Annotated in this window: 20 protein-coding genes and 1 tRNA gene; 8 read left to right on the top strand and 13 right to left on the bottom strand. The window is 70.3% G+C overall.

What is annotated here, in order from left to right; genetic code table 11:
* The first annotated feature begins 111 nt into the window (after nt 1-111).
* Together J5V16_RS01560 and J5V16_RS01555 are read left to right on the top strand one after the other, a co-directional pair.
* Nucleotides 112-720: a hypothetical protein gene (locus J5V16_RS01560; protein WP_208494188.1), complete on the top strand. Its 609-nt coding sequence runs from the start codon at nt 112-114 to the stop codon at nt 718-720.
* A 271-nt stretch (nt 721-991) separates the two neighbouring features.
* On the top strand, nt 992-1,957 hold the full coding sequence (locus J5V16_RS01555) for a helix-turn-helix transcriptional regulator (RefSeq protein ID WP_208494187.1): 966 nt from the start codon (nt 992-994) through the stop codon (nt 1,955-1,957).
* 222 nt (nt 1,958-2,179) lie between these two features.
* On the opposite strand, the gene J5V16_RS01550 is transcribed toward J5V16_RS01555, so the two are convergent.
* The 6 genes from J5V16_RS01550 to J5V16_RS01525 form a co-directional block, all read right to left on the bottom strand.
* On the bottom strand, nt 2,180-3,418 hold the full coding sequence (locus tag J5V16_RS01550; RefSeq protein WP_208494186.1) for an MFS transporter: 1,239 nt from the start codon (nt 3,416-3,418) through the stop codon (nt 2,180-2,182).
* Between the two features lie 235 nt (nt 3,419-3,653).
* Nucleotides 3,654-4,058: a VOC family protein gene (locus J5V16_RS01545; protein WP_208494185.1), complete on the bottom strand. Its 405-nt coding sequence runs from the start codon at nt 4,056-4,058 to the stop codon at nt 3,654-3,656.
* A gap of 10 nt (nt 4,059-4,068) precedes the next feature.
* Nucleotides 4,069-4,512: a helix-turn-helix transcriptional regulator gene (locus tag J5V16_RS01540; RefSeq protein WP_208494184.1), complete on the bottom strand. Its 444-nt coding sequence runs from the start codon at nt 4,510-4,512 to the stop codon at nt 4,069-4,071.
* A gap of 119 nt (nt 4,513-4,631) precedes the next feature.
* A complete protein-coding gene (locus tag J5V16_RS01535) occupies nt 4,632-7,004 on the bottom strand; it encodes an ATP-binding cassette domain-containing protein (protein WP_243900566.1) in 2,373 nt (790 codons plus the stop codon).
* Nucleotides 7,005-7,095: 91 nt separating this feature from the next.
* Nucleotides 7,096-7,737, bottom strand: coding sequence for a LuxR C-terminal-related transcriptional regulator (locus J5V16_RS01530; protein ID WP_208494183.1), 642 nt, complete (start codon nt 7,735-7,737; stop codon nt 7,096-7,098).
* Nucleotides 7,738-7,878: 141 nt separating this feature from the next.
* Nucleotides 7,879-9,183 carry a sensor histidine kinase gene (locus J5V16_RS01525; protein ID WP_208494182.1) on the bottom strand — a complete coding sequence of 435 codons (1,305 nt, stop codon included), beginning with the start codon at nt 9,181-9,183 and terminating at the stop codon, nt 7,879-7,881.
* A 122-nt stretch (nt 9,184-9,305) separates the two neighbouring features.
* Here J5V16_RS01525 and J5V16_RS01520 point away from each other — a divergent pair, with 122 nt between their 5' ends.
* Entirely contained in the window at nt 9,306-10,109 is an 804-nt protein-coding gene (locus J5V16_RS01520; protein WP_208494181.1) for an SDR family NAD(P)-dependent oxidoreductase, read from the top strand.
* 130 nt (nt 10,110-10,239) lie between these two features.
* Here J5V16_RS01520 and J5V16_RS01515 read toward each other — a convergent pair whose 3' ends face one another.
* Nucleotides 10,240-10,908 carry an O-methyltransferase gene (locus tag J5V16_RS01515; RefSeq protein ID WP_208494180.1) on the bottom strand — a complete coding sequence of 223 codons (669 nt, stop codon included), beginning with the start codon at nt 10,906-10,908 and terminating at the stop codon, nt 10,240-10,242.
* 400 nt (nt 10,909-11,308) lie between these two features.
* On the opposite strand from J5V16_RS01515, the gene J5V16_RS01510 reads away from it, so the two are divergent.
* Nucleotides 11,309-11,743: an SsgA family sporulation/cell division regulator gene (locus J5V16_RS01510; RefSeq protein ID WP_208494179.1), complete on the top strand. Its 435-nt coding sequence runs from the start codon at nt 11,309-11,311 to the stop codon at nt 11,741-11,743.
* Nucleotides 11,744-11,824: 81 nt separating this feature from the next.
* On the opposite strand, the gene J5V16_RS01505 is transcribed toward J5V16_RS01510, so the two are convergent.
* The 5 genes from J5V16_RS01505 to J5V16_RS01485 form a co-directional block, all read right to left on the bottom strand.
* Nucleotides 11,825-13,279, bottom strand: coding sequence for a multicopper oxidase family protein (locus J5V16_RS01505; protein WP_208494178.1), 1,455 nt, complete (start codon nt 13,277-13,279; stop codon nt 11,825-11,827).
* Nucleotides 13,266-13,721: a hypothetical protein gene (locus J5V16_RS01500; RefSeq protein WP_208494177.1), complete on the bottom strand. Its 456-nt coding sequence runs from the start codon at nt 13,719-13,721 to the stop codon at nt 13,266-13,268. The genes J5V16_RS01505 and J5V16_RS01500 overlap by 14 nt, the downstream gene beginning before the upstream one ends.
* Before the next feature lie 125 nt (nt 13,722-13,846).
* Nucleotides 13,847-15,031: an acetate/propionate family kinase gene (locus J5V16_RS01495; protein ID WP_208494176.1), complete on the bottom strand. Its 1,185-nt coding sequence runs from the start codon at nt 15,029-15,031 to the stop codon at nt 13,847-13,849.
* Between the two features lie 29 nt (nt 15,032-15,060).
* Complete coding sequence (gene pta, locus J5V16_RS01490; protein ID WP_208494175.1) at nt 15,061-17,136, bottom strand: phosphate acetyltransferase; 2,076 nt, start codon at nt 17,134-17,136, stop codon at nt 15,061-15,063.
* Between the two features lie 218 nt (nt 17,137-17,354).
* A complete protein-coding gene (locus tag J5V16_RS01485) occupies nt 17,355-18,500 on the bottom strand; it encodes a citrate synthase/methylcitrate synthase (protein WP_208494174.1) in 1,146 nt (381 codons plus the stop codon).
* 283 nt (nt 18,501-18,783) lie between these two features.
* Between J5V16_RS01485 and J5V16_RS01480 the strand changes: the two genes are divergently transcribed.
* The 4 genes from J5V16_RS01480 to J5V16_RS01465 all read left to right on the top strand — a co-directional run bounded on the left by J5V16_RS01480 (nt 18,784) and on the right by J5V16_RS01465 (nt 23,063).
* Nucleotides 18,784-20,331: a serine/threonine protein kinase gene (locus J5V16_RS01480; RefSeq protein ID WP_208494173.1), complete on the top strand. Its 1,548-nt coding sequence runs from the start codon at nt 18,784-18,786 to the stop codon at nt 20,329-20,331.
* Nucleotides 20,332-20,468: 137 nt separating this feature from the next.
* A complete protein-coding gene (locus tag J5V16_RS01475; protein ID WP_208494172.1) occupies nt 20,469-20,651 on the top strand; it encodes a hypothetical protein in 183 nt (60 codons plus the stop codon).
* A gap of 163 nt (nt 20,652-20,814) precedes the next feature.
* The gene (locus tag J5V16_RS01470; RefSeq protein WP_208494171.1) at nt 20,815-22,308 is read left to right on the top strand and encodes an MFS transporter; all 1,494 of its coding nucleotides are present in this window, start codon (nt 20,815-20,817) and stop codon (nt 22,306-22,308) included.
* 110 nt (nt 22,309-22,418) lie between these two features.
* Nucleotides 22,419-23,063, top strand: a complete 645-nt coding sequence (locus J5V16_RS01465) for a TetR/AcrR family transcriptional regulator (protein WP_208494170.1) — start codon at nt 22,419-22,421, stop codon at nt 23,061-23,063.
* A 78-nt stretch (nt 23,064-23,141) separates the two neighbouring features.
* On the opposite strand, the gene J5V16_RS01460 is transcribed toward J5V16_RS01465, so the two are convergent.
* Nucleotides 23,142-23,241 (bottom strand) — tRNA-Gly (locus J5V16_RS01460).
* Nucleotides 23,242-23,307 lie beyond the last annotated feature (66 nt).

The following is a 23,307-nucleotide window of genomic DNA, read 5'->3' as shown; positions in this document are numbered from 1 at the left end:
TACAGTCCCGATAGGACACTGCAGTCCCTGATCAGTGCCGTGCGCGTACCCCGGAGAACCGGATCTCGATTCCATACTGAGGCGGTACCGACCCCTGCTCAAGGAGTGCCCATGCGCCTCGTCGTCCAACGGTTCCTCCTCGCGGCCGCGCTCGCCGTCGCCGCGATCCTCTTCATCCCCGCCCCCGCCCAGGCGGGCGGCGACACGATCACGATCTGCCCCCACGAGAGCCTCCCGGATGACTGCTACACCTGGGAGATCCCCATCCTCGAACCCGCATGGGAATGGCCCCCCGTCGGTTGCCCCGAGTGCCGCATCGCCATCGACGTCTTCAAGGGCTACGTCGACCCCGCAGTCTTCGAAGAGTTCAATGCCTATTTCGGCAAGGGCTTCGCGCTCCTGGCCGAATCCCGCTTCGTCCAAGACCCCGGCAAGGCCAAGGAGATGCGGTGGGCATCGGCCGAGTACTTCCTTCACGCCGCGAAGGTGATCGGGAAGGACGAGATCGCGCTCGACCAGGTCGGCTGGTTCGACCCGAAGGCCGGGAAGTACTTCGAGGACCCGAAGACGCAACCGCACCTGGACGTCTTCGGCAAGGAACTCGCCGCAGGCGCCGCGCTCTTCCAGCAGTCGGTGTTCGACCCGCAGCCGCAGCCGAACATCGAGGCGGGCCTGTCCCACCTCGACGCCGCGCTCGACGTCTTCTCGAAGACGTCTTGACCGGCCCGGCATGAGCGATCCGGCCGGGAGCCGTCAAGCACCGGCCGGATCATCGCAGCACCGCCACACCAAGTGGCATATCACATGTCACGCACTCCCGACCGGCTCGGCTTTGCGCATCGGTGCCATATGACCCGTCACGCGCGTTCGGCCGCCGTAGGGGGACGCTAAGTTCCGCTCGATCGGTACGTCCCGATTCAGCCGAATCGCCCCCGCGCCCTTGCCATGTGCAACCGGCGCGCCGCCGCCGGAACCGTGGATACTGGTCGGCATGCGCGCCGGCCGTCTCGTCTCGATGCTGCTCCTGCTGCAACAGCGCGGGGGCATGACCGCCGAGCGCCTGGCCAGGGAACTCGGCGTCTCGGTCCGCACGGTCTACCGCGACGCCGAAGCCCTTGCCGCCGCCGGGATCCCGATCTACGGCGAGAGCGGCCACGCGGGCGGCTACCGGCTCCTTGACGGCTATCGGACAAAGCTGACCGGGCTCACCGAGGGCGAAGCGGAAGCCCTCGCGCTGTCGGGCGTCCCGGCGGCGGCGGTCGACCTCGGGCTCCAGACCGAGCTCGCCGCGCTCGAACTCAAGCTCTCGGCCGCGATGCCGCAGGCCCAGCGGGAGCGCGCCGAGGAGGCCAAGCGGCTCTTCCACCTCGACGTCGTCGGCTGGTTCCGCCGCGCCGAACCGGTCCCGTTCCTGGCCCTCGCCGCGAACGCCGCCTGGGAGCGGCGTCGACTGCAGGTGCGCTACTCGCGCTGGGCCGAGCCCAAAGAAGTTGAGCGCGAACTCTGCCCGCTCGGCCTGGTCCTCAAAGGCGGCCAGTGGTACCTGGTCGCGACGGTCGAAGACGGGCCGGCGCGGATGTACAAGGTCACGAACCTGCTGGCGGCCAAGAAGACCGACAAGACCTTCGAACGCCCCGACGACTTCGACCTCGCGGCGTGGTGGGCGCGGCAGCTCGACGACTTCGACGCCCGCCGCTACCAGGGCGAGGCACTGGTGCGGCTCTCGCCGGACGCGGTGGCGAAGGCCCCGGACAACCTCGACGCGGACTCCGTGGCGGCCATCGCCGAAGGCACGGTCGAGCCGGACGGCTGGACGGTCGCGACCATCCCCATCGAGACCCACGCCCACGCCGCCGGAGAACTCCTCCGCCTCGGCGGCGTCGAAGTCCTCGAACCCGCGACCCTGCGCACGCTCATACGCGAACTCGCCACCGAAGCGGCTGCCCTCCACACCTGAACGAACAAGCCGCCGAACCGCCGCGCCTCCACCATCCCCACGAATGCGAAGACAACTCAATGTCGGACCCGCATGAGAAGGTGGTCCTTTTCGGTTGGTCGGAAGGCGGATGCGGGTGGGAAGGGGGCACGCCCTACGCGCGCAGCCCGGCGCCGCCACGCGCGGGCGGCGCTGAGCGCCTTGGCATGTCAGACCACTGTGCGATCGTTGATTCGGGGGCGCTCACGACGCGACACCCCCGACCCCGGGGACCGGAGCCACACCGCTCACCCTGCCCCGCAAGGTCACCGCCGTCACCACGAACGCCGCCGCGCAGACCGCGCCGAGCAGGTAGAACCCGTAGCGGATATGCGTGGTGTCGGCGATCCACGCCACGAGGACCGTCATCGCCGCCGACAGGCCCAGCCCGACCGCGTTGATCGCGCCGAACATCCGCCCGGCCCGCCGCTCGGGCACCGCCGCCAGCAGCAGCGACCGCATCCCCACCCGCGACAGCCCGATCATGAACGCCGCAGGCGGAATGCAGATCAGCAGCGCCGCCAGATGGATCGGGAACACGAACGAGCACAGCGCGCACACGATCCCGCCGACCGCCGCCGTCCGGAACTCTCCGAACCGGCCGATCACCTTGGGGTACAGCGCCGCCGCGATGCAGAACCCGAGCCCGGCCAGCGCGTCCACGAGCCCGTACACGCCTGCGCCGCGCCCGAAGCCCTCGTAGACGAGCACGATCAGGGTCGTGTTGCTGACCATCGTCATGACCTGGCAGACCGCGTAGAGGAAGCCGAGCCGCAGCAGAGGCGAACCGTCCACTTCGTTCAACTCGGCTTGTGTTTCGCCAGCATCAGTCGAGCGGGGCGCGCGGCGCAGCGCCCACATGGCGAGCGCGGAGGCGAGGAACGTCGCGCCGTTGAACACGAACAGCGGTGCGGTGCCGACGAAGTGGATGAGGAAGCCGCCGATCGAGGCGGCCAGGAGCGTGCCGAGCTGGAGCGCCATCTCGTAGTGGGAGCTGAAGCGGGCGACACGGGCGGGGTGGACGCGTTCCTTGATGAGCGCGTTGCTCGCGGGCATGAACATGGCGGCGAGCAGGGCGAGAGCGAACGCGGTGCCATAGGCGACGGGACCGGAATCGCCGCCCACGAGCATCCACAGTGGCAGGACGAGTGCGGCTGCGGCGCTGGCGAGATCGGCGATGAGGCAGAGGGTGCGGCGGTCGAAGCGGTCGGCGATGCCGCCGAACCAGAGGGAGAGGAGGGCGGGCGGGATGGAGACGAGGATGTACAGCCAGCCGACGGCGAGAGCGCTGTGGCCGGTGGTGAAGACGAGGACGGCGGCGGCGACGAGTTGGATGCCGTTCCCGAGGCTGGTGATGAAGGTGGCGGGCAGGAGGAGCCGTTCGGCGCGGCCGGGGCGCGGCAGGGACGGTGCGGGCGGTGCGGCGGACGCGGTGATGGTCATGCGCTGGAGCATGCACGAAGTTCACTGACGTCTTGTGTCAGTGAACCTCTATGGAATGTCACACAGCATGGCTCTGAGCCGAGTTCGACTCCCCGACGAGAGCAGGTGGCATGTCACATGGCACTGCGCCCCGGACTGATTGCGCCGCGGCCTGCCAGAGGGCTCGATGTGCCATGTGACATGCCACCGCGCCCGGCCGAAGGATGCGGCCGGGCGCAGTGCGGTGCGGTGCGAGTTACTGCTGCTTGATGCGGACCATGTTGCCGGCGGGATCGCGGAAGGCGCAGTCGCGGATGCCGTATGGCTGGTCAGTAGGTTCCTGGACGACCTCGGCGGTCTCCTGGAGCTTCGCGAAGACCTCGTCGAGGTCGGGGGTCGAGAGGTTGATGGAGGCGTAGGTGCCCTTGGCCATCATCTCTGCGATGGTCGCCCGCTCTTCGTCGGTGATGCCGGGGTCGGCGGCCGGCGGGTGCAGCACGATGGAGACGTCCGGCTGGCCGACGGGGCCGACGGTGATCCAGCGCATCCCCTCGTAGCCGACGTCGTTCCGGACTTCGAATCCGAGCACGTCCCGGTAGAACCCGAGCGCGGCTTCAGGGTCGTTCTGCGGCAGATAGGCCTGGTAGATGTTGATATCCATGCGGCCAACTCTATTTCTTGGCGGTACCGGGTGCTTCTCGATTCCTGATCGGTCTGCTGATCTGCTTGGAGACGCACGCGGGGATGCCCTCGGTCGCGTCGGCCGCCTTCTCCTTGTAGACGCTCGGAGGCATGCCGACGAGCTCCGTGAATCGCGTGCTGAACGTGCCGAGCGAGGAGGAGCCGACCGCGAAGCACACCTCGGTCACGCTCATCTCCCCCATGCGCAGCAAGGACATCGCGCGTTCGATCCGCCGGGTCATGAGGTACGAGTACACCGATTCGCCGTACGCGGCCTTGAACTCGCGGCTGAGGTGCCCGGCCGACATGTGGACGCCGTGGGCGAGGGCTTCGACGTTGAGCGGTTCGGTGTACTCGCGGTCGATGCGGTCGCGCACGCGGCGCAACAGCGCGAGGTCGCGCAGGCGCTGCTCGGAGGTCGGTCGGCTGGTCACCGCCCCATTTTGCCATCGCTGCCGGCCCTCGGCCAGGGACGGCGCTCCCCGTAAGGAGGCGGCACGCCCGCGGCGCGGGGCCGCGGGCGTGCCGTCTCGATCTGCGCGTGGGGAACCGGTCAGGCCCCGACGTATTCGGCGAGGTGCTGGGCGGTCAGGGTCGAGCGGTCGGCGACTAGGTCGGCGGGGGTGCCTTCGAAGACGATCTTGCCGCCGTCGTGGCCGGCGCCGGGGCCGAGGTCGATGATCCAGTCGGCGTGGGCCATGACGGCCTGGTGGTGCTCGATGACGACGACGGTCTTGCCGGAGTCGACGAGCCGGTCGAGGAGGCCGAGGAGGTTCGCGACGTCGGCGAGGTGGAGGCCGGTGGTCGGCTCGTCGAGGATGTATGTGCCGCCCTTGTCGCCCATGTGGGTGGCGAGCTTGAGGCGCTGCCGCTCGCCGCCGGAGAGGGTGTTGAGCGGCTGCCCGAGGGTGAGGTAGCCGAGGCCGACGTCGGCGAGGCGCAGGAGGATCTTGTGCGCGGCGGGGGTCTTGGCCTCGCCGTCGCCGAAGAACGCCTCCGCTTCGGCGACGGGCATGCCAAGGACCTCGCTGATGTCGCGGCCGCCGAGCTTGTATTCGAGGACGGTGGCCTCGAACCGCTTCCCGCCGCAGTCCTCGCAGGGCGTGGAGACGGTGTCCATGAAGCCGAGCTCGGTGAGGATGACGCCGTTGCCGTTGCAGGTGGGGCAGGCGCCCTCGGAGTTGGCGGAGAACAGCGCGGGCTTGACGCCGTTGGCCTTCGCGAAGGCCTTGCGGATCGGGTCGAGCAGGCCGGTGTAGGTGGCGGGGTTGGAGCGGCGCGAGCCCTTGATGCCGGTCTGGTCGACGACGACCACGCCGTCCTCGTCGGCGAGGTGGCCGTGGATGAGGGAGCTCTTGCCTGAGCCGGCGACGCCGGTGACGACGGTGAGCACGCCGGTGGGGATGTCGACGTCCACATTGTCCAGGTTGTTGGTCGACGCGCCGCGGATCTCGAGCGCCCCCGAGGCCTTGCGCACGTCCGTCTTCAGCGTCGCCCGGTCGTCGAGGTGGCGGCCGGTTACGGTGCCGCTGGCGCGCAGGCCTTCGAGGTCGCCGCGGTAGCAGATGTCGCCGCCGCCGGTGCCCGCGCCGGGGCCGAGGTCGACGATGTGGTCGGCGATGGCGATCGTCTCGGGCTTGTGCTCGACGACGAGCACGGTGTTGCCCTTGTCGCGCAACCGGAGCAGGAGATTGTTCATGCGCTGGATGTCGTGGGGGTGGAGGCCGATGGTGGGCTCGTCGAAGACGTACGTGACGTCGGTGAGCGAGGAGCCGAGGTGCCGGAGCATCTTGATGCGCTGGGCCTCGCCGCCCGAGAGGGTCCCGGAGGGGCGCTCGAGACTGAGGTAGCCCAGGCCGAGCTCCACGAAGGAGTCGAGGTTGTCGCTGAGCGCCTTGAGGAGCGGCGCGAGCGACGGCTCGTCGATGCCCTTGACCCATTCGGCGAGGTCGGTGATCTGCATGGCGCACACGTCGGCGATGCTGGCGCCCTTGATCTTCGAGGAGAGCGCGGACTCGCTGAGGCGCGTCCCGCCGCAGTCGGGGCATTCGGCGAAGGTGGCGACGCGCTCGACGAAGGCCCGGATGTGCGGCTGGAGCGATTCGAGGTCCTTGGACAGCATGGACTTCTGGATCTTGGGGATCAGGCCCTCATAGGTGACGTTGATGCCCTTGGCCTTGATCTTGGTGGGCTCCTTGTAGAGGAAGTCGTGGAGCTCCTTCTTGGTGAACTTCGTGATCGGCTTGTCGGGGTCGAGGAAGCCGGACTCGCGGTAGGTCGCCACCATCCAGCCGTCGGCGGTGTAGCCGGGGACGGTGATCGCGCCTTCGGCGATCGACTTGGTCTCGTCGAAGACCCGGGTGAGGTCGATCTCGGAGGTCTTGCCGCGGCCTTCGCACCGCGGGCACATGCCGCCGTGGTAGACCGCCTCGCGCACGATGGTCTTCTCGCCGGTCGCGGAGGTGAGCACGCCGCTGGCCTTGCGCGCGGGCACGTTGAACGAGAACGCGATCGGCGGGCCGATCTGCGGGGAGCCGAGGCGGCTGAACAGGACGCGGAGGATCGCGTTGGCGTCGGTGACGGTGCCGACCGTGGAGCGCGGGTTGGCGCCCATGCGCTCTTGGTCGACGATGATCGCGGTGGTCAGGCCGTCGAGGACGTCGACCTCGGGGCGGGCCAGGGTGGGCATGAAGCCCTGGAGGAACGCGCTGTACGTCTCGTTGATGAGCCGCTGCGACTCCGCGGCGATCGTGTCGAACACGAGGGAGCTCTTGCCCGAGCCGGAGACGCCGGTGAACACGGTGAGCCGCCGCTTCGGCAGCTCGACGCTCACGTCCTTGAGGTTGTTCTCGCGGGCGCCCTGCACGCGGATCATGTCGTGGCGGTCGGCGTCGTGCGTATCGGAGGACTTCACGGCTTTGCTCATGGACGCCACTCTAGAGGGAGCCTCCGACGCGTGCTTCTCGAATCCTGATCGGTCGGCGAGCACGTCCGTGACCAGGGCTGACGCCGCCGGATCAGTTCCCTTCGAGGTAGGCGAGGACGGCGAGGACGCGCCGGTTGTCGTCCTCGGACTGGCCCAGGCCGAGCTTGCGGAACACGTTCGCGGAGTGCTTGCCCACGGCCTTCTCGGTGATGAACAGGCTCGCGGCGATCGCGGCGTTGGTGCGGCCCTCGGCCATGAGGGCCAGGACCTCGAGCTCGCGAGGGGTGAGCGCGTCGAGCCGATTCTGCTGCTTGCCGAGGAGGCGGGCCACGACCTCGGGGTCCATGGCGGTGCCGCCGGCGGCGACGCGGCGCAGGGCCTCGATGAACTCGGCGACGTTCGAGACGCGGTCCTTGAGGAGGTACCCGACGCCGCCGCGGCGGTCCCCGAGGAGTTCGCGGGCGTACAGCTGCTCGACGTACTGGGAGAGCACGAGGATCGGCAGGGCCGGGATGTGGCGGCGGGCCTCGATCGCGGCGCGCAGGCCCTCGTCGGTGAAGGTCGGGGGGAGGCGGATGTCGACCACGGCCACGTCGGGCCGGTGCTTGAGGAGGGCCGCGGCGAGCGCGGGGCCGTTGTCGACCGCCTCGACCACATGGAAGTCGTGGGCCTCGAGCATCCGGGTCAGGCCGTCGCGGAGCAGCGAGTGGTCTTCGGCGAGGACGACGTCCATCTGGCACCTCTTGTCGGTTCGGCTGGCGCTCGGTGCCATGTGACATGGCATCGGCGGCGGTCCCTTGCTCGTGTCATCAGTGCCATGTGACATGGCACCGGTGACATACCACTGCGCCCGGCGGCGCGTCCCGGACCGGCGTCAGTCCGGAGCGGGCCTGGCCGCATTATGGGCGCTGCCGAGCTCGACGACGGCGGCGGGGAGGTTCATGGTGACGACCGTGGGGCCGCCCTCGGGGCTGTCGACCTCGACCGTCCCGTCGAACGCGGCGAGGCGCCGCCGCACCCCGTCGAGGCCCCCGCCGGTGGCGAACGCGGCGCCGCCGATCCCGTCGTCGCGGACCTCGATCACCACCCGGTCCCGCTCGCGGTTGACGACGACCTGCACCTGGGTCGCCTCGGCGTGCTTCGTGATGTTGGTCAGGACCTCGTTCGTCGCGAAGTACGCGGCGGCCTCCAGCGGCGCCGGCAGCTTGTCCACCAGACGGTCCACAACGGACACCGGGAGCGGGTGGTCGAGCGCCATCGCCTGCAGCGCACCGGTGAAGCCCCGGTCGGCCAGTACCGGCGGGTGGATGCCGCGCACCAGCTGCCGGATCTCCTCCAGCGCGTCGGAGCACGCTTGCCGGGCCTCCCCGACGAGCGCGGCGGCCTGCTCGGGCCGGTTCCGGCTCAGCAGCTCCTCGGCCATCCCTAGGGTGAGGCTCAGCGCCGCGATGCGCGCCTGCGCGCCGTCGTGCAGGTCCCGCTCGATCCGCCGCAGTTCGGCGGCGGCGTGGTCGGCGGTCTGGTCGCGGGACTGACGCAGCTCCGAGACCTGCTCGGTGAGCAGCGCCTTCGCGGTCGGCCCCAGCAGCAGCACGCCCAGGTGCGCGTACCAGCGCAGCAGCAGCTCGCCCCAGCGCCACCACGCCACCCCGCACGCGAGCGCGACCGGCACGAGCATGAGCGTCTTCGCGGGCGTGTCGAAGTCGTAGAACCCGAAGTCGTTCACGAACGGGCTCGGCGCGCGGTGGAAGACCGTCGCGAGCAGCAGCGGCTGCACCAGGTAGTAGACGGCGATGCTGAAGACGCCGAGGTACAGCAGGTTCACGATGAACCCGAGGGTGGCGTCGATCGCCAGCCACGCGAAGTCCCGCCAGGTCGCGGCCTCGCGCACGAGCCACAGGGCCTGCTGGTCGAAGCGGGTCTTCGGGCGCGGCCGGTACGGGGCGGGGATGTGGACGCCCAGCTGCTCGCCGATCACGCGCCGCTGGGTGTTGGCCCAGACGCGGATGGCGAGGAGCACGAACACGGCGACGGGGATGCCGATCCAGAAGACCACGAGCGCGCCCGTGACGACCGCGGCGGCCAGCAGGGCGCCGGCGACGAGCGTGAGGCTGAACCGCAGGACCGACCAGCCCGGAAGGGCCAGTCGCCGCGTGATGGGATTGGCCGGGATCGACATGGTGCGGCAAGAGTACCCGCCCCCGATTCGCTCCCGGCGCCGCTGCCTGCGGTGTCGCCGCCCGCAGTGCGCCCCTCGCTAGGCTGGTGCCTGCTGATCGACTACCGCTGAAGGGGACCGGCATGGGCGAGGGGACGTGGGCGCTGGTCACGGGCGCTTCCGCGGGGCTCGGCGCGGCCTTCGCGCGGCAGCTGGCGGCCCGCGGGCACCACGTGGTCCTCGTGGCGCGTTCGGAGGAGAAGCTGGAGGCGCTCGCGGCCGAGCTGCGCGCGGCGCACGGCGTCAAGGCGCGGGTGGCGGTGCAGGACCTCGCGGCGCCGGGCGCCGCCGAGCGGATCGCCGAGGCCGTGGCGGGCGCGGGCATCACCGTCGAAGTGCTGGTCAACAACGCCGGCATCGGCACGTTCGGCCGGGACGCGGAGATCGGCGCGGACTACAACCGCGACGTTGCGATGGTGAACGTCGTCGCGGTCGCGGACCTGGTCCAGCGGTTCCTGCCGGGCATGGTCGCGCGCGGGTCGGGGGCGGTCGTGAACGTCGCCTCGATGGCCGGGTTCCAGCCGCAGCCGTACATGGCGCTGTACGCGGCGACGAAGGCGTTCGTCGTGAACTACAGCCTCGGGCTGTGGGTGGAGGTCAAAGGCTCGGGCGTGAAGGTGCTCGCCGTCTGCCCGGGGCCGGTGGACACCGACTTCCCGATCGCCAACGGCATCAAGTACGACGAGGGCCGCCTCGGGTGGCTCCTGGCCGACCCAGAGGCGATCGTGCGGCAGTCGCTCAAGGCCCTCGACCGCGACAGGGGGTACGTGGTGCCCGACTGGAAGAACTGGCCCGAGGCGCACCTGCTGCCGCGGCGCCCGCGCCGGCTCATGACCCGCCTCATCGGCCTGGTCCTGCGCCGCTTCGCCGACTACCAGCGCCGCTGACTCCCACCCTCCACCCCCCACCCACCACTTGAGGGGAGAATACTGTAGGCCCAGCGTCCCGCCCGGGTACGACGGAAACCGGGCCTCGCCGGCGCCGTGTCACTCGAAAGAGTGGCGGTTCCAGCGACCGCTAGGCGACGACGCGGGCGATCGAGAGGCCGTCGTAGCCCTTCACGCCCACGGTCTGCATGACGGTGCCTTCGAGGCGCGGGTCGGCCGCCACCTTCTCCAGATAGGACCGTACGCCTTGGACGTTCGCGTCGCGGCTGAGCCCGTCGGCGACGGCGCCGCCGCGGACCACGTTGTCGGCCACGATGAGTCCGCCCGGCCGCGTCAGCTGCAGCGACCAGTCGAGGTAGTCGGGATAGCCGCCCTTGTCCGCGTCGATGAAGACCATGTCGAACGGCTCCCCGCCCTCGGCGGCCAGCTTCGGCAGGTTGTCGGCCGCGGCCCCGACGCGGATCTCGACGACTCCCACGAGCCCGGCGCGCGCGATGTTGCCGCTCGCGACCTCGGCGTGCCGCGGGCTGTACTCGAGGCTCACCAGGTGCCCGTCCTTCGGCAGCGCCCGCGCCATCCAGATCGCGCTGTAACCGCCGAGCGTCCCGATCTCGAGCACCCGCTTCGCGCCGAGCGTCTTCGCGAGCAGGTATAGCAGCTTGCCCTGGGCGGGCGACACCGAGATCGGCGGCAGGCCGGCCCGCCGGCCCGCGGCCGTGGCCTCGGTGAGGGCGTCGTCCTCGCCGACGAGCAGCGATGAGAGGAACGCGTCGACTTCGGTCCATTGCGCCTGGCCCATGGTTCGCCCCTTCCGAGGAGTCCGAGAACGTCGGTCAAACGCTATCACCGCCGTGCCGCCCGATTCACGTCGATAATTCCGCGGAATCGCAACCGAGTCGCAACACCGATTTGCGACTACCGGGACTGAGGGTCGGGAATAGTACCGCTAAAGGGTGAAGGACGTTGTTGTAATTACGACATGGAACGCTGATTGACCGTGGTCTTTTGTCAGAATTTGCCCCCTTATCAGGGGAACGCGCCGGTCTCGGTCTTGCGGATCGTCGTACGGCGCAACGGCTTGAATGATAGACCTGAATCACGACTTGTTCGCGACCGAAGTTCCGGACCTCCGGTGCGGTCGCGGATTGGAATGACGACCGGCTTCGGGGGGAGCCGGTCGCACACTGGGGGGTAACGCTATGAGCATGGCACGATCGGCGACAGTCGATATCGGCACCACCATGCGGCTCGTCGCGCCCGACTTCGCGACGGTGAGTGTGCGCGCGAGCCTGCGCTACGACCCGGACGATCCCTACGCCGTCTGCGTCATGTTCCACCCCGACGGCACCGACGCCGACCAGGTGGCCTGGTCCTTCTCGCGAGAGCTCCTCGCGAAGGGGCTGGAGGAGCCCACGGGCATCGGCGACGTCAGGGTGTGGCCCTGGACCACCCCGCGCGGCGAATCGGTCGCGCTGGCACTCTCGTCCCCGGACGGGAACGCCCTCTTCGAGATCAACCGCGGCGTCGTGCAGCGCTTCCTCCGCCGGGCCTACAGCCTGGTGCCGCGCGGCCGCGAGTCCGGCTACGTCGACATGGACTCGACCCTCATCAAGCTCCTGGCCGGCGGGGTCTGACGACCGCGCCGACCTGCCTTACCAGCGAGCGGAAGGGGCGGTCCGGGGAGACCCGGGCCGCCCCTTCCGCGTCCCCTCCGCCTACTCGGGACGGTTGCCGGCGGGACCGCCGATGAGGAACGGCTCGCTCACCCCTTCGTACGCCAGATGCGCGACCAGGCCCTCGGCCGCGTGCGGCAGGTTGTGGCAGTGGTCCATCCAGATGCCGGGATTGTCGGCGGCGAACGCGATCTCGTAGACCTCGCCGTCGCGCACTTCGAGCGAGTCGACCCACCAGGGGCTGCCGGTCGCGGCGACCCCGTCGCGGGAGAGGACGACCGCGTGGTGGCCGTGCAGGTGCATCGGGTGGGCCTCGCCGCTGTCGTTGGCGATCCGCATCGTCACGATGTCGCCGTACGCGACGGTGAACATCGGCACCTCGGGGACGAGTTCGCCGTTCACGGTCCACCAGAAACCCGGCTTGCCGTCGAGGAATCCGGGGCGGCGGTCGATACCGAACTCGAATTCGCGGTCGGCGTCGCCGGGGTCGAATCCGATCGGCGCGGATGTTCCATAGTGGAGCAAGTCGAGGGTCTCGGTCGGCGGGATGGAGGCTTCGACGGGGGCGTCGCCGACGAGGAGGGCCGTGGAGGCGCTGAGGTTGACGCGGACGCCGCCGCCGGGCGGCACGGTGAACTCGAGGTCGCCCCGGCCCCCGGCGGGCACTTCGACGGCGACGTCCTCGACCTGTTGGGGCTCATGGAGTTCGGTGCCGTCGACGGCGGCGACGCGGAACGGCGCGCCGTCCACCCACACCGGCATGACCCCGAAGTCGGTGTTGACCACCCGCACGCGGACGGTGCTGCCCGCCGGGGCGTCCACATGGTCGGTGCCGTCGCGGCCGTTGACGGTGCGGCGGCCGTCGTAGAGGTGCGCCAGCACCACCACGTCCACATCGGCCGCCGCTGCGCCTTCCGCGGGGGTGACGACGAGGGGGCCGAGGAGGCCGCCGAAGACCTGCTCGTGGGAGACCTGGTGCGAGTGGTACCAGAAGGTGCCGACCTGGTCGGCGATGAAGCGGTAGACGAAGTCGTCGCCGGGCGCGACGGCGTCCTGGGTGACCCCGGCGGCGCCGTCCATGGCGCCGGGGACGTCGACGCCGTGCCAGTGGAGGGTCACGCCCTCGTCGACGTTCGAGTTCTCAAGGACGACTTCGACGAGCTGGCCCTGCTCGGCGCGGATCTCGGGGCCGGGCGAGGTGCCGTTGAGGGTGTAGCCGTCGACGGTGCGCCCGGAGTCGAGCGTGATGGTGCCGCGGGCGGCGGTGAGGGTGGCGCGCACGTCGGCTTCGCGGTCGTCGGGCACGGTGAGCGCGTCCACCGGGACGGTGGACGCGTCGTCCGTGCCGGTGTGGCCGCCGTGGTCGTGGCGGCCCATGTCGGCGATGGAGTAGGACTCCGGCAGGAGACTGGCCTGCCAGATCCAGGCGACCGGCGCGAGGACGATCGCCGTGGCGGCGAGGGCGGTGAGGGTCTTGGCCCTCCTAGAAAGGCTCATTCCCGACCGCGGCTTCGGGTGCGGGCTTCTTCGCGCGGAAGCCGGCCATGAAGGCGGTGCCGTAGACGGCGAACGCGACGAGGCCGTGGAGCAGGCCGAAGATCGCGGCCTCGTGGCCCCAGAGGCCGAGGAAGATCTGGACGACGACCCAGCCGAGGAGGAGGAGCGCGAAAAGGACGCCGCGTTTGATCTTGGCGAAGAACGAGATGATGAGCAGGATCAGGGCGAGGGCCGGGACGACCATCATGCCGTTGATGCCGTGGAGCATGAAGCCGATCGCCTCGTCGAACGGCGGCTCTTCGCTCTCGAGGACCGCCGCGTCGAGGACGCCGCCGTCTTCGACCCAGATGCCGAGCCCGGCGATGGCGTAGGCCATGAACGCGGCCTGGAGCGCGACCTCGGCGGCGATGATGTACGCGAGGACGCGGTAGACGACTCTCATGGTGCGGGCCCCTCTCTCGGACTTCCGATTTCCGAAAGTGATCATAGGCACACTAAGCGTGTCGAAGTTCGCGGAAAACACAGAGCCGCGCCCCGAAACCGGGGCGCGGCCGCAGGTGGTGAGCGCTAGGAGCGCAGGAGCGCCGCCGTCTGGGAGGCGATCTCGCCCTCCTCGTTGGTGGGGACGACCATGACCGTGATCGGCGACTGCGGGGTGGAGATGACCGGCCCGCCCGCGGCGTTCGCGGCCTCGTCGAGGTGCACGCCGAGGGCGACGAGCGACCCGAGCGCGCCGGCGCGCACTTCGGCGCTGTTCTCGCCGACGCCGGCGGTGAACGCGATCGCGTCGGCGCCGCCGAGCGCGGCGATGTACGAGCCGATGTACTTGCGGATGCGGTAGCAGTAGATCTCGAGGCCGATCTGCGCGGCCCGGTCGCCGGACGCGGCGGCGGCCTCGACCGCGCGCATGTCGATCTGGCCGGTCAGGGCGAGCATCCCCGACTCCTTGTTGAGCGCCGCGTCCAGGTCCTCGAACGAGGCCCCGGTCTGGCGGTGCATGTGGAACACGATCGCCGGGTCGATGTCGCCCGAGCGGGTGCCCATGACGAGCCCTTCGAGCGGCGTGAGCCCCATGGAGGTGTCGATCGAGCGGCCGCGCTCGACGGCGGTGACCGACGCGCCGTTGCCCAGGTGGGCGACGATCACGTTGACCTCCTTGGGGCTCTTGCCGAGCAGCTCGGCGGCCTTGCGGGAGACGTAAGCGTGGGAGGTGCCGTGGAAGCCGTAACGGCGCACGCCGTGCTCCTCGCGCCAGGCGCCCGGCACGGCGTACAGGTGGGCCCGCTCGGGCACGGTGGCGTGGAACGCGGTGTCGAACACGGCGACCTGCGGGAGCTTCGGGAAGAGCTTGCGCGCCACCCGGATGCCCTCGAGGTTGGCCGGGTTGTGAAGCGGTGCGAGTGCGGCGAGGTCCTCGATGGCCTGCTCGACCTCGTCGTCGACGACGACCGGCTGCACGAACCGCTCGCCGCCGTGCACGACGCGGTGCGCGACCGCGATGAGCCCGGCGCGCGAGAGCGGGGTCCCGTGCGCCTCGAACGCGGCGACCACGGCCTCGAGCCCGGCCGCGTGGTCGGCGAGGTGCGCGGTGGACTGGTGCTTCTCGCCGTCGTGCCTGTGGGTGAGGACCGACTCCGCCTGGCCGATGCGCTCGATCACGCCCGAGGTCGAGGCCTCCAGGGTCTCGCCGTCGATCAGCTGGTACTTGATCGACGAGGAACCGGAGTTGATCACCAGGACCGGTGCGCTCATGGCGTTCCTTTCTCGCGAGCCCCGGGGGCTCAGCCGGGCTGGCTCGCCTGGATGGCGGTCAGCGCGACGGTGTTGACGATGTCGGGCACGGTCGCGCCCCGCGACAGGTCGTTCACGGGCTTGCGCAGGCCCTGGAGCACCGGGCCGACGGCGATCGCGCCGGCGGAGCGCTGCACGGCCTTGTACAGGTTGTTGCCGGTGTTCAGGTCGGGGACGATGAAGACCGTGGCCTTCCCGGCCACTTGCGAGTCGGGCAGTTTCGTGCCCGCGACGCCGGCGTCGGCGGCGGCGTCGTACTGGATCGGGCCCTCCACCAGGAGTCCGGGCCTGCGGGTCCGGACGATCTCGGTGGCCGCCCGGACCTTGTCCACGGCTTCGCCGTGGCCCGAGGTGCCGGTGGAGTACGAGAGCATCGCCACGCGCGGTTCCACGCCGAACTCGATGGCGGTGTCAGCAGAGGATAGCGCGATGTCGGCCAGCTGCGCCGCATCGGGGTTGGGGTTGACGGCGCAGTCGCCGTAGACGAGGACCCGGTCCTCCAGGCACATGAAGAACACCGAGGAGACCACGGCGACTTCGGGTTTGGTCTTGATGATCTCGAAGGACGGCCGGATGGTGTGGGCGGTGGTGTGGACCGCGCCCGAGACCATGCCGTCGGCCATGCCGGTGTGGACCATCATCGTGCCGAAGTAGGAGACGTCGGCGACCGTGTCGTAGGCCTGCTCGACGGTGACGCCCTTGTGGGCGCGCAGCTGCGCGTACTCCTTCGCGAACCGCTCGCGGATCTCATGGTCGCCCGGGTTGAGGATCGCGACGCCGCCGAGGTCGACGCCGAGCTGCCCGGCCTGCGAGCGGATCTCGGACTCCTCGCCGAGGAGCGTCAGGCGGGCCACGTCGCGGCGCATGAGGATCTCGGCGGCCTTGAGGATGCGCGGCTCGGCGCCCTCGGGCAGCACGATGTGCTTGTCGAGGGCCTTGGCGCGCCCGATCATGGCGTGCTCGAACATGACCGGGGTGACCACGGTCGGCTTGGCGAGCGCGAGCCGGTCGAGCAGGTCGTCGCCGTCCACACCGGCCGCGAAGTCCTCGAGGGCGCGGGCGATTTTGCGCTGGCCGCCGGCGGCGAGCGAGCCGGAGGTGTCGCCGACGAGGTTCGCCATGTCGAACGTGTCGTGCTGGACCAGGGCGATCGGCAGGCGCGAGTCGAGGCCGGCGACGATGTCGAGGATCTGCGGCTCGGGCCGGATGCCGCCGGTGAGGAACACCGCGGAGAGGCTCGGCGTGCCTTCGGCCTGGTGGGCGGCGAGGAGTCCGAGGAGGACTTCGGAGCGGTCGCCGGGGAGGATCACGGCCTTGTCGTCGGCGAGGCGGGTGAGGAGATTGGGGAGGGTCATCGCCGCGACGACGACGTCCCCGACGGTGCGGGTGAGGACGTCCGGGTCGCCTGAGATGAGGGTCGCGTCGGCGGCCTCGATGAGCTCGCCCACGGTGGGCGCCACGACGACCGGGTCCTCCGCGATGACGCCGGTGCCGGGGTGCGCGGCCTTGACGAGTTCGACGTCCGCCGGGTCGACGCGGTTGACGACGGTGCCGAGGACCGTGGCGTGGTCGGCCTCCGCCTGAGCGGTGCCGAAGCGCAGGGCGGCGGCGATCTCGGCGGGGCTCTTGCGGTGGCCGGCGACCACGAGGAGCATCGGCGCGGCGAGGTTCACGGCCACGCGGGTGTTGTAGGTGAACTCGACCGAAGCGCCCACATCGGAGTAGTCGGAGCCGACGACGAGGACGACGTCGTGCGCGTCGGCCAGCGCGTGGTAGCGCTCGACGATCGAGGTGAGGGCGGCGTCCGCGTCGGAGCGGACGTCGGAGTAGGTGACGCCGACCGAGGCCTCGTAGGGGCTCGGGAGGCGGTACTGGTCGCGGAGGAGGGTGATGACGGGGTCGCCGGAGAGCGTGTGCTCGTCGCGGACGATGGGGCGGTACACGGCGACGGAGCCGGCGCGCCGGGTGAGCAGGTCCATGACGCCGACCGCTACGGCGGACTTGCCGCTGCCGGGGTCGAGACTGGCGAGGTAGAGACTTTGAGCCACGGCTCCAACGCTATCCATCCCGTGCGAGCCGCGCAGCGTATCTGCGCGGCGGCTCACCTGTGAGCTTGCGCCCGTGCGGCGCCGCTCTCGTGACTGCCATCCCTATCCCCCACCCACCCGGGGGAAAGGTAGGTCCCACCATGGCGCGGGGGTCCGACAAGAACGCCGCGAACCGGCGGCCGTGTCACCTGAAAGCGTGAACGGCCGCGAAGCCCGCTCGGGCCGCGGCGCCCGTGTCAGCTGGCGAAGCCGTCCGCGGGGACCGGCTGCGGCGGCGGGGTGCCGACGTAGCGGGCGCGCGGGCGGATGATCTTGGAGTCGCGGGCCTGCTCGAGGATGTTGGCGCTCCAGCCGACGACGCGGCTGGTCGTGAACGTCGGGGTGAACATGGTGCGCGGCACGCCCGCGAGCTCCATCACGACCCCGGCGTAGAACTCCACGTTCGTGTAGAGCTTGCGGCCCGGTTTGACCTCGGCGAGGATCTCGACCACGCGGCGCTCGACGGTCTTGGCGAAGTCGACGATCTCGCCGTCGAGGCCGTCGGCCACGTCGCGCAGGTGGAGCGAGCGCGGGTCGTCGGTCTTGTAGACGGCGTGGCCGAAGCCCATGATGCGCCGCCCGGCCTCGAGCTCGCCGCGAATCCAGGCGTCGATGTTGTCGGGGCCGCCGATCGCGTCCAAAGCGTCCAAGGCCCGCGCGGGCGCGCCGCCGTGCAGCGGGCCGGAGAGCGCGCCGATCGCACCCACCAGGGCCGCACCGAGATCCGCTCCGGTGGAGGCGATGACGCGGGAGGTGAACGTGGAGGCGTTGAAGCCGTGGTCGATCGTGAGGATGAGGTACTGCTCTACGGCGCGCGCGTTGGCCTCGGAGGGGACCTCACCGGTCATCATGTACAGGTAGTTCGCGGCGTACCCGAGGTCTTCGCGGGGGTCGAGCGGTTCGAGGCCCTGGCCGATGCGCCACATGGCGGTGAGGATCGCGGGCGTGACGGCGCACGCGAAGAGCGCGTCGTCGGCGCGGGCGGCCTCGTCGATGTCGAGGACGGGCTTCATGGGCCGGGCCGCGCACGCCGCGGAGAGCGCGGTGCGCAGGCCGTCGAGGGGCGTGGCGCCCTTGAGGAGCGGCAGGAGCCCGCGGAGCCCGGAGGTGAGGGTGCGGTAGGGCGCGACCTGGTCCTTGAACTCGGCGAGCTGGTCGCGGGTGGGGAGGGCGGCGTGGGTCATGAGGTACCAGACCTGCTCGAACGAGCACCGCTGCGCGAGCTCCACCGCGTTGTACTGGCGGTAGTGGTAGAAGCCCTCTTCGCCGCGGACGTCGCCGATCTCGGTGTCGGCGACGACGACACGGTCCAGGCCTTTGGGGACTTCGATGAATTCGGTCATTGGCTTCTCCTCGTCCGGCACGCCTGTGGGCCGCCTGGTGACGCTTGCTGTCGCGATCGCCGCTCCGGTTCGCTTGACAGCCTACGGGATTTCGCGCGGCCCGGACCTGAACGTCCGCCAGGCGTCGCGCTTCACGGCCCGGGCGGCGGCGGGGTCTTGGCGGGCGCGTCTTAGAGTGGAACCTCCTGCCCGACAGCAGCGCCGACACCGCGAGCCGCCGGTTCACGACCCTTATTGGCCCGCAGGCGGTCGCGCGATTCGACACCCCGAACGAGGACTGCCCGTGGACTCCGGAACGCTCATCGCCGGCCGCTACCGACTCGACCGCGTGATCGCCTCAGGCGGGATGGGTTCGGTGTGGCGGGCCGAGGACGAGCGGCTCGACCGCACGGTGGCAGTGAAGGTCCTGCACGCGGGCCTCGACGGCTCGCAGCGGCCGCGCGACCGGTTCGAGCGGGAGGCGAAGACCCTGGCGAGCCTGAAGGGCCCGGGGTGCGTGGAGGTCTACGACTTCGGCGAGGAGGCCGACGGGGACCGGACGGTCGTGTTCCTCGTGATGGAGCTCGTCGACGGCGTCTCGCTGGCGGAGCTGCTGCACCGGGAGGAGAAGCTCGACCCGGCCCGGACGATGACGATCATGGCGCAGGCGGCCGAGGCCCTGGCGGCGGCGCACCGGCGCGGGATCGTGCACCGGGACATCAAGCCGGGCAACATCCTCATCGACGCCGAGGACAGGGTCAAGGTGGTGGACTTCGGGATCTCGCTGTTCCAGAACCGGTCGCGGCTCACCCCGAGCGACCAGGTGCTGGGCACGGCGCCTTACGTCTCGCCGGAGCAGTTGCGGGACAAGGGCGTCACGGGCGCGTCCGATCTGTACTCGCTGGGGGCCGTGGCGTACGAGTGCCTGACCGGGACGCCGCCGTTCGACGCGGCGGACCCGGCGGCGGTCATCCACGGGCACCTGTACTCCGAGCCGCCCGCGCTGCCGGCCGACGTGTCGGCCGAGGTCGCCGGGATCGTCTCCCGGTCACTCTTGAAATCCCCTGAGGACCGCTGGGAGTCCGGCGACGTGCTCGCGGCGGCGGCCCGGGCGGCCACGACCGGGCAGCACCCGGTCGAGACGCCCCCGGCGGTGAAGTCCTCAAAGGACGCAACGACCGCGGATGCCCCGCCCGCGGCGCGGGCGCCGTTCCCGCCTCCGGTGACGCGGCCCGCGCAGCCTGCGGCGGTCGAGCAGCCGGATCCGCGCCGGCGCCGCCGGATGATCCTCGTCGGCGCGGCGGTCGCATTGGTGGCCGTCGTGATCGCGGTCCTGGCACTGAACCCGTTCGCGGGCGACGGGCGGGTCGCCGAAGGCGCGGAGGGCCATTCGTCCACAGGGGCGTCTTCGAGCCCGACGGCGGAGCCGAGCACGACCGCCGGTGCCGACACCGCTACCGCTGAGGCGGGCGCGACGAGCGCAGCCGAGTCGAGCGCCGCCGAGGGCGACACCGGCGGTTCGGAGGGCGATGGTGCGGGGGACGGCACCGAGGACGGCGGCCAGACCGGCGGCGGCGAGGAGGACTCGGGCGGGGACGACACCGTGAAGGAGGGCAGCGGCGAGGTGCCCGATGTGACCGGCGTGTCCACGTTCGACGCCCGCGACGAGCTGACGCAGGCGGGGTTCTCGAACGTGGTCGCGGCGATCGGCTACTACTACTACAGCCCCGAGCCCGCGCACTGCACGGTGATGCAGCAGAGCCCGACGGCGGGAGAGACCGCCGACTACACCGCCCAGATCACCGTGTACTTCCACGAGCGCACGTCCGAGGGCACCAGCTGCTCGTGGTGACGGATAGGCGGCACTGCGGCGGAACGGGTTGACCGGTCCGGCTCCGCACTGAATGATTGAATGGGCGACCGGGGCGACCGTCGAGGCGCGGTCGCCTCGTGGCACGGTCGGTCGGCTCTGACGGGATAGGGATCAAAGTGGACGAAGGAATCAACTCCGCGCCCGGCGTGGTGGTCGGGGTGCTGCTCATCCTCGCGGCAGTCATGTGGTTCTCCCCCGGCGCCCGGCACAAGTTCCGCAAGGCCACACTGTGGCTGGTGATCGTGGCGGTCGCGATGATCATCATCTTCGGCTACCTGAACGCGGGCCAGCAGACCTAGAACCCGCTTCTTGCAACGCCCGGTCGGGTTCGACCGGGCGTTTTCGCTGTTCATCGGGTCCTTGAAAATTTCCCAGCCTTCGTAGTGGAACAGATCATTCCGGTCTGTTATAGTGGAATCAAGCGTTCCGTTCCACAGCTTCAACGAGAGCCCGGAGGCAACCGTGACCCTGACCGCCGAAATCCCGACCAACGACGCCGCGCGCCCCGCCGCGGCCGTCGACACCGCCGAAACCGCTTCGGCCGCAAATGAAGCGCCCTTCCCGCGGCGCTGGCTCGGGCTCATCGCGATCCTCGCGACGACCCTCCTCAACCTGCTCGACGCGTCGATCGTCAACGTCGCCGCTCCCGCGATCCGCACCGAACTCGGCGGCACCGCCGCGACCATCCAGTGGCTCGCCGCCGGATACACGCTCGCTCTCGCGATCGGCCTGCTCACCGGCGGTCGCCTCGGCGACATGTTCGGCCGCAAGAAGGTCCTCATGATCGGCCTGGTCGGCTTCCTCGCCGCCTCGCTCGCGTGCGGCGCGGCCGGGACGATCGAGCTGCTGCTCATCGCCCGCGTCGTGCAGGGCGCGTTCGCGGCCGTGATGGTGCCGCAGTGCTTCGGCCTCATCCGCGACATGTTCGGCCGCGAGATGGGCAAGGCCTACGCGCTCTTCGGCCCGATGATCGGCCTCGCCACCATCGGCGGCCCCATTCTCGCCGGCCTGCTCGTCGACGCCGACCTGTTCGGCTCCGGCTGGCGCTCGATCTTCCTGCTCAACCTGCCCCTCGGCATCGCCGCGCTCGCCCTGGGCGTGAAGATCCTCCCGGCGGGCGCTCCCACGGTCAAGGGCCTGAAGCTCGACCTCGGCGGCGCGGTCATCGCTGCGGTCGGCATGAGCCTGCTGCTCATCCCGCTCGTCGAGGGCCACGAACTCGGCTGGCCCGCCTGGTCGATCGCCATGCTCGTCGCCTCCGTCCCGGTCCTGGCCGTCTTCGTCCGCCTCCAGGTCCGCCGCGCCCGTAGCGGCAAGACCGCGCTGATCGAGCTGAGCGTCTTCAAGAAGCGCTCGTACACCTCCGGCATCGCGTTCGTGGTCGTCTTCTTCGGCTCGGTGACGGGCTTCTCGCTCGCGGTCGGCCTGTTCCTGCAGCTCGGCCTCGGTTACAGCCCGCTCAAGGCGAGCCTGGCGATGGCCTCCTGGGCGGTCGGCGCGTTCATCGGCTCCGGTGTCGGCGCGGGCATCGCGCCGAAGCTCGGCCGCAACATCCTCCACATCGGCCTCGCCGGCATGGTCATCGGCCTCTCGATCCTGTTCTTCCAGCTCGGCGGCGACTCGGCCCCCGGCCCGTGGGCGTTGGTCCCGGCCCTGCTGGTCTTCGGGATCGGGATGGGCGCGATCTTCGTGCCGCTGTTCGGGATCATCACCGGCGACCTCGAAGACCACGAGGTCGGCTCGGCCTCGGGGCTCCTGGAGTCGTTCCAGCAGGGCGCGGCGGCGCTGGGCGTGGCCGGCCTCGGGACGGTCTTCTTCAGCCAGTTCGCGATCGGCGCCGGAGCCGCCGCGGCGATGGGCGCGGCGCAGCTGGTCACGGGCCTCACGGTCCTGCTGACCGTGGTCGCTTTCGGGGTGGCCTTCGGTCTCCCGAAGCAGGCCAAGGCCGAGCACTAGATGCCATGAGTCCCCTGACCGGTCGGGCCCTCGCGGGCGCGGCCGGTCAGGGGCGTCTCTCGAGAAAGGTGCAACAGAATGAATCGCTCTGTTCCGGATAGGATGCCGTCATGACCGACAAGCCGCTCAGCGGGCGCAAGGCCCAGGCCGCCCGCAACGACAAGCTCATCCTCGAAGCCGCCCACGAGGTGTTCGTGGCGAACCCCGAGGCGCCGATCGCGGAGGTCGCGAAGCGCGCCGGCGTCGGCATCAGTGCGTTGTACCGGCGGTACCCGAGCAAGGAGGACCTGCTCCGCAAGCTCTGCGGCGACGGCCTGGCCAAGCACGTGGCGCTGGTGCAGGAGGCGGTCGACGCCGAAGGCGACATGTGGGAGGCGTTCTGCCGCTTCATGAGGCAGGTCGTGGCGGCGGACACGGCTTCGATCACCGTGAAGCTGGCGGGGACCTTCACGCCGACGCCCGACATGTTCGGCGCGGGCGCGGCGGCGGCCGAATTGAACGACGTGCTCATGCGGAAGCTCCACGAGGCCGGCGCGATCCGCGAGGATGTGAAGATCGGCGACGTCATCATGATCACCGAGTCGCTGGCCTCGATCGACATCGGCGACGCCGAACGCACGCGGGAGGTGCGGCTGCGGAGTCTGGAGCTGTACCTGCAGGCGCTGCAGGCGCCGGCCAGGGGCCCGCTGCCGAGCTCACCGCCCAGTGAGGAGGAGATGAACATGCGTTGGATTCCCAAGGACGCCAAGGGATAAGCGAGAGGGCCGTCCGACGGGCGGCCCATCGATAAGCAAAGCGAAAGGCCCGGTCGGAAGACCGAGCCTTTCACTCACTGGAGCGGACGACCGGGATCGAACCGGCGACCTACACCTTGGCAAGGTGTCGCACCAGCGCGAAGCGCTGCAAAGGCACAGCCAACTGCGCTACGTCCGCCCCGAGCCAGCCCCAGTTCCCGGGCAAGAGTAAAGGCCCGGTCGGAAGACCGAGCCTTTCACTCAC

Origin of the sequence: Glycomyces niveus (genome assembly GCF_017592475.1) — a bacterium.
Taxonomy (GTDB): domain Bacteria; phylum Actinomycetota; class Actinomycetes; order Mycobacteriales; family Micromonosporaceae; genus Glycomyces; species Glycomyces niveus.
The sequence above is the reverse complement of the archived record's forward strand: the minus strand, read 5'-3'. Positions and strand labels throughout refer to the sequence as shown.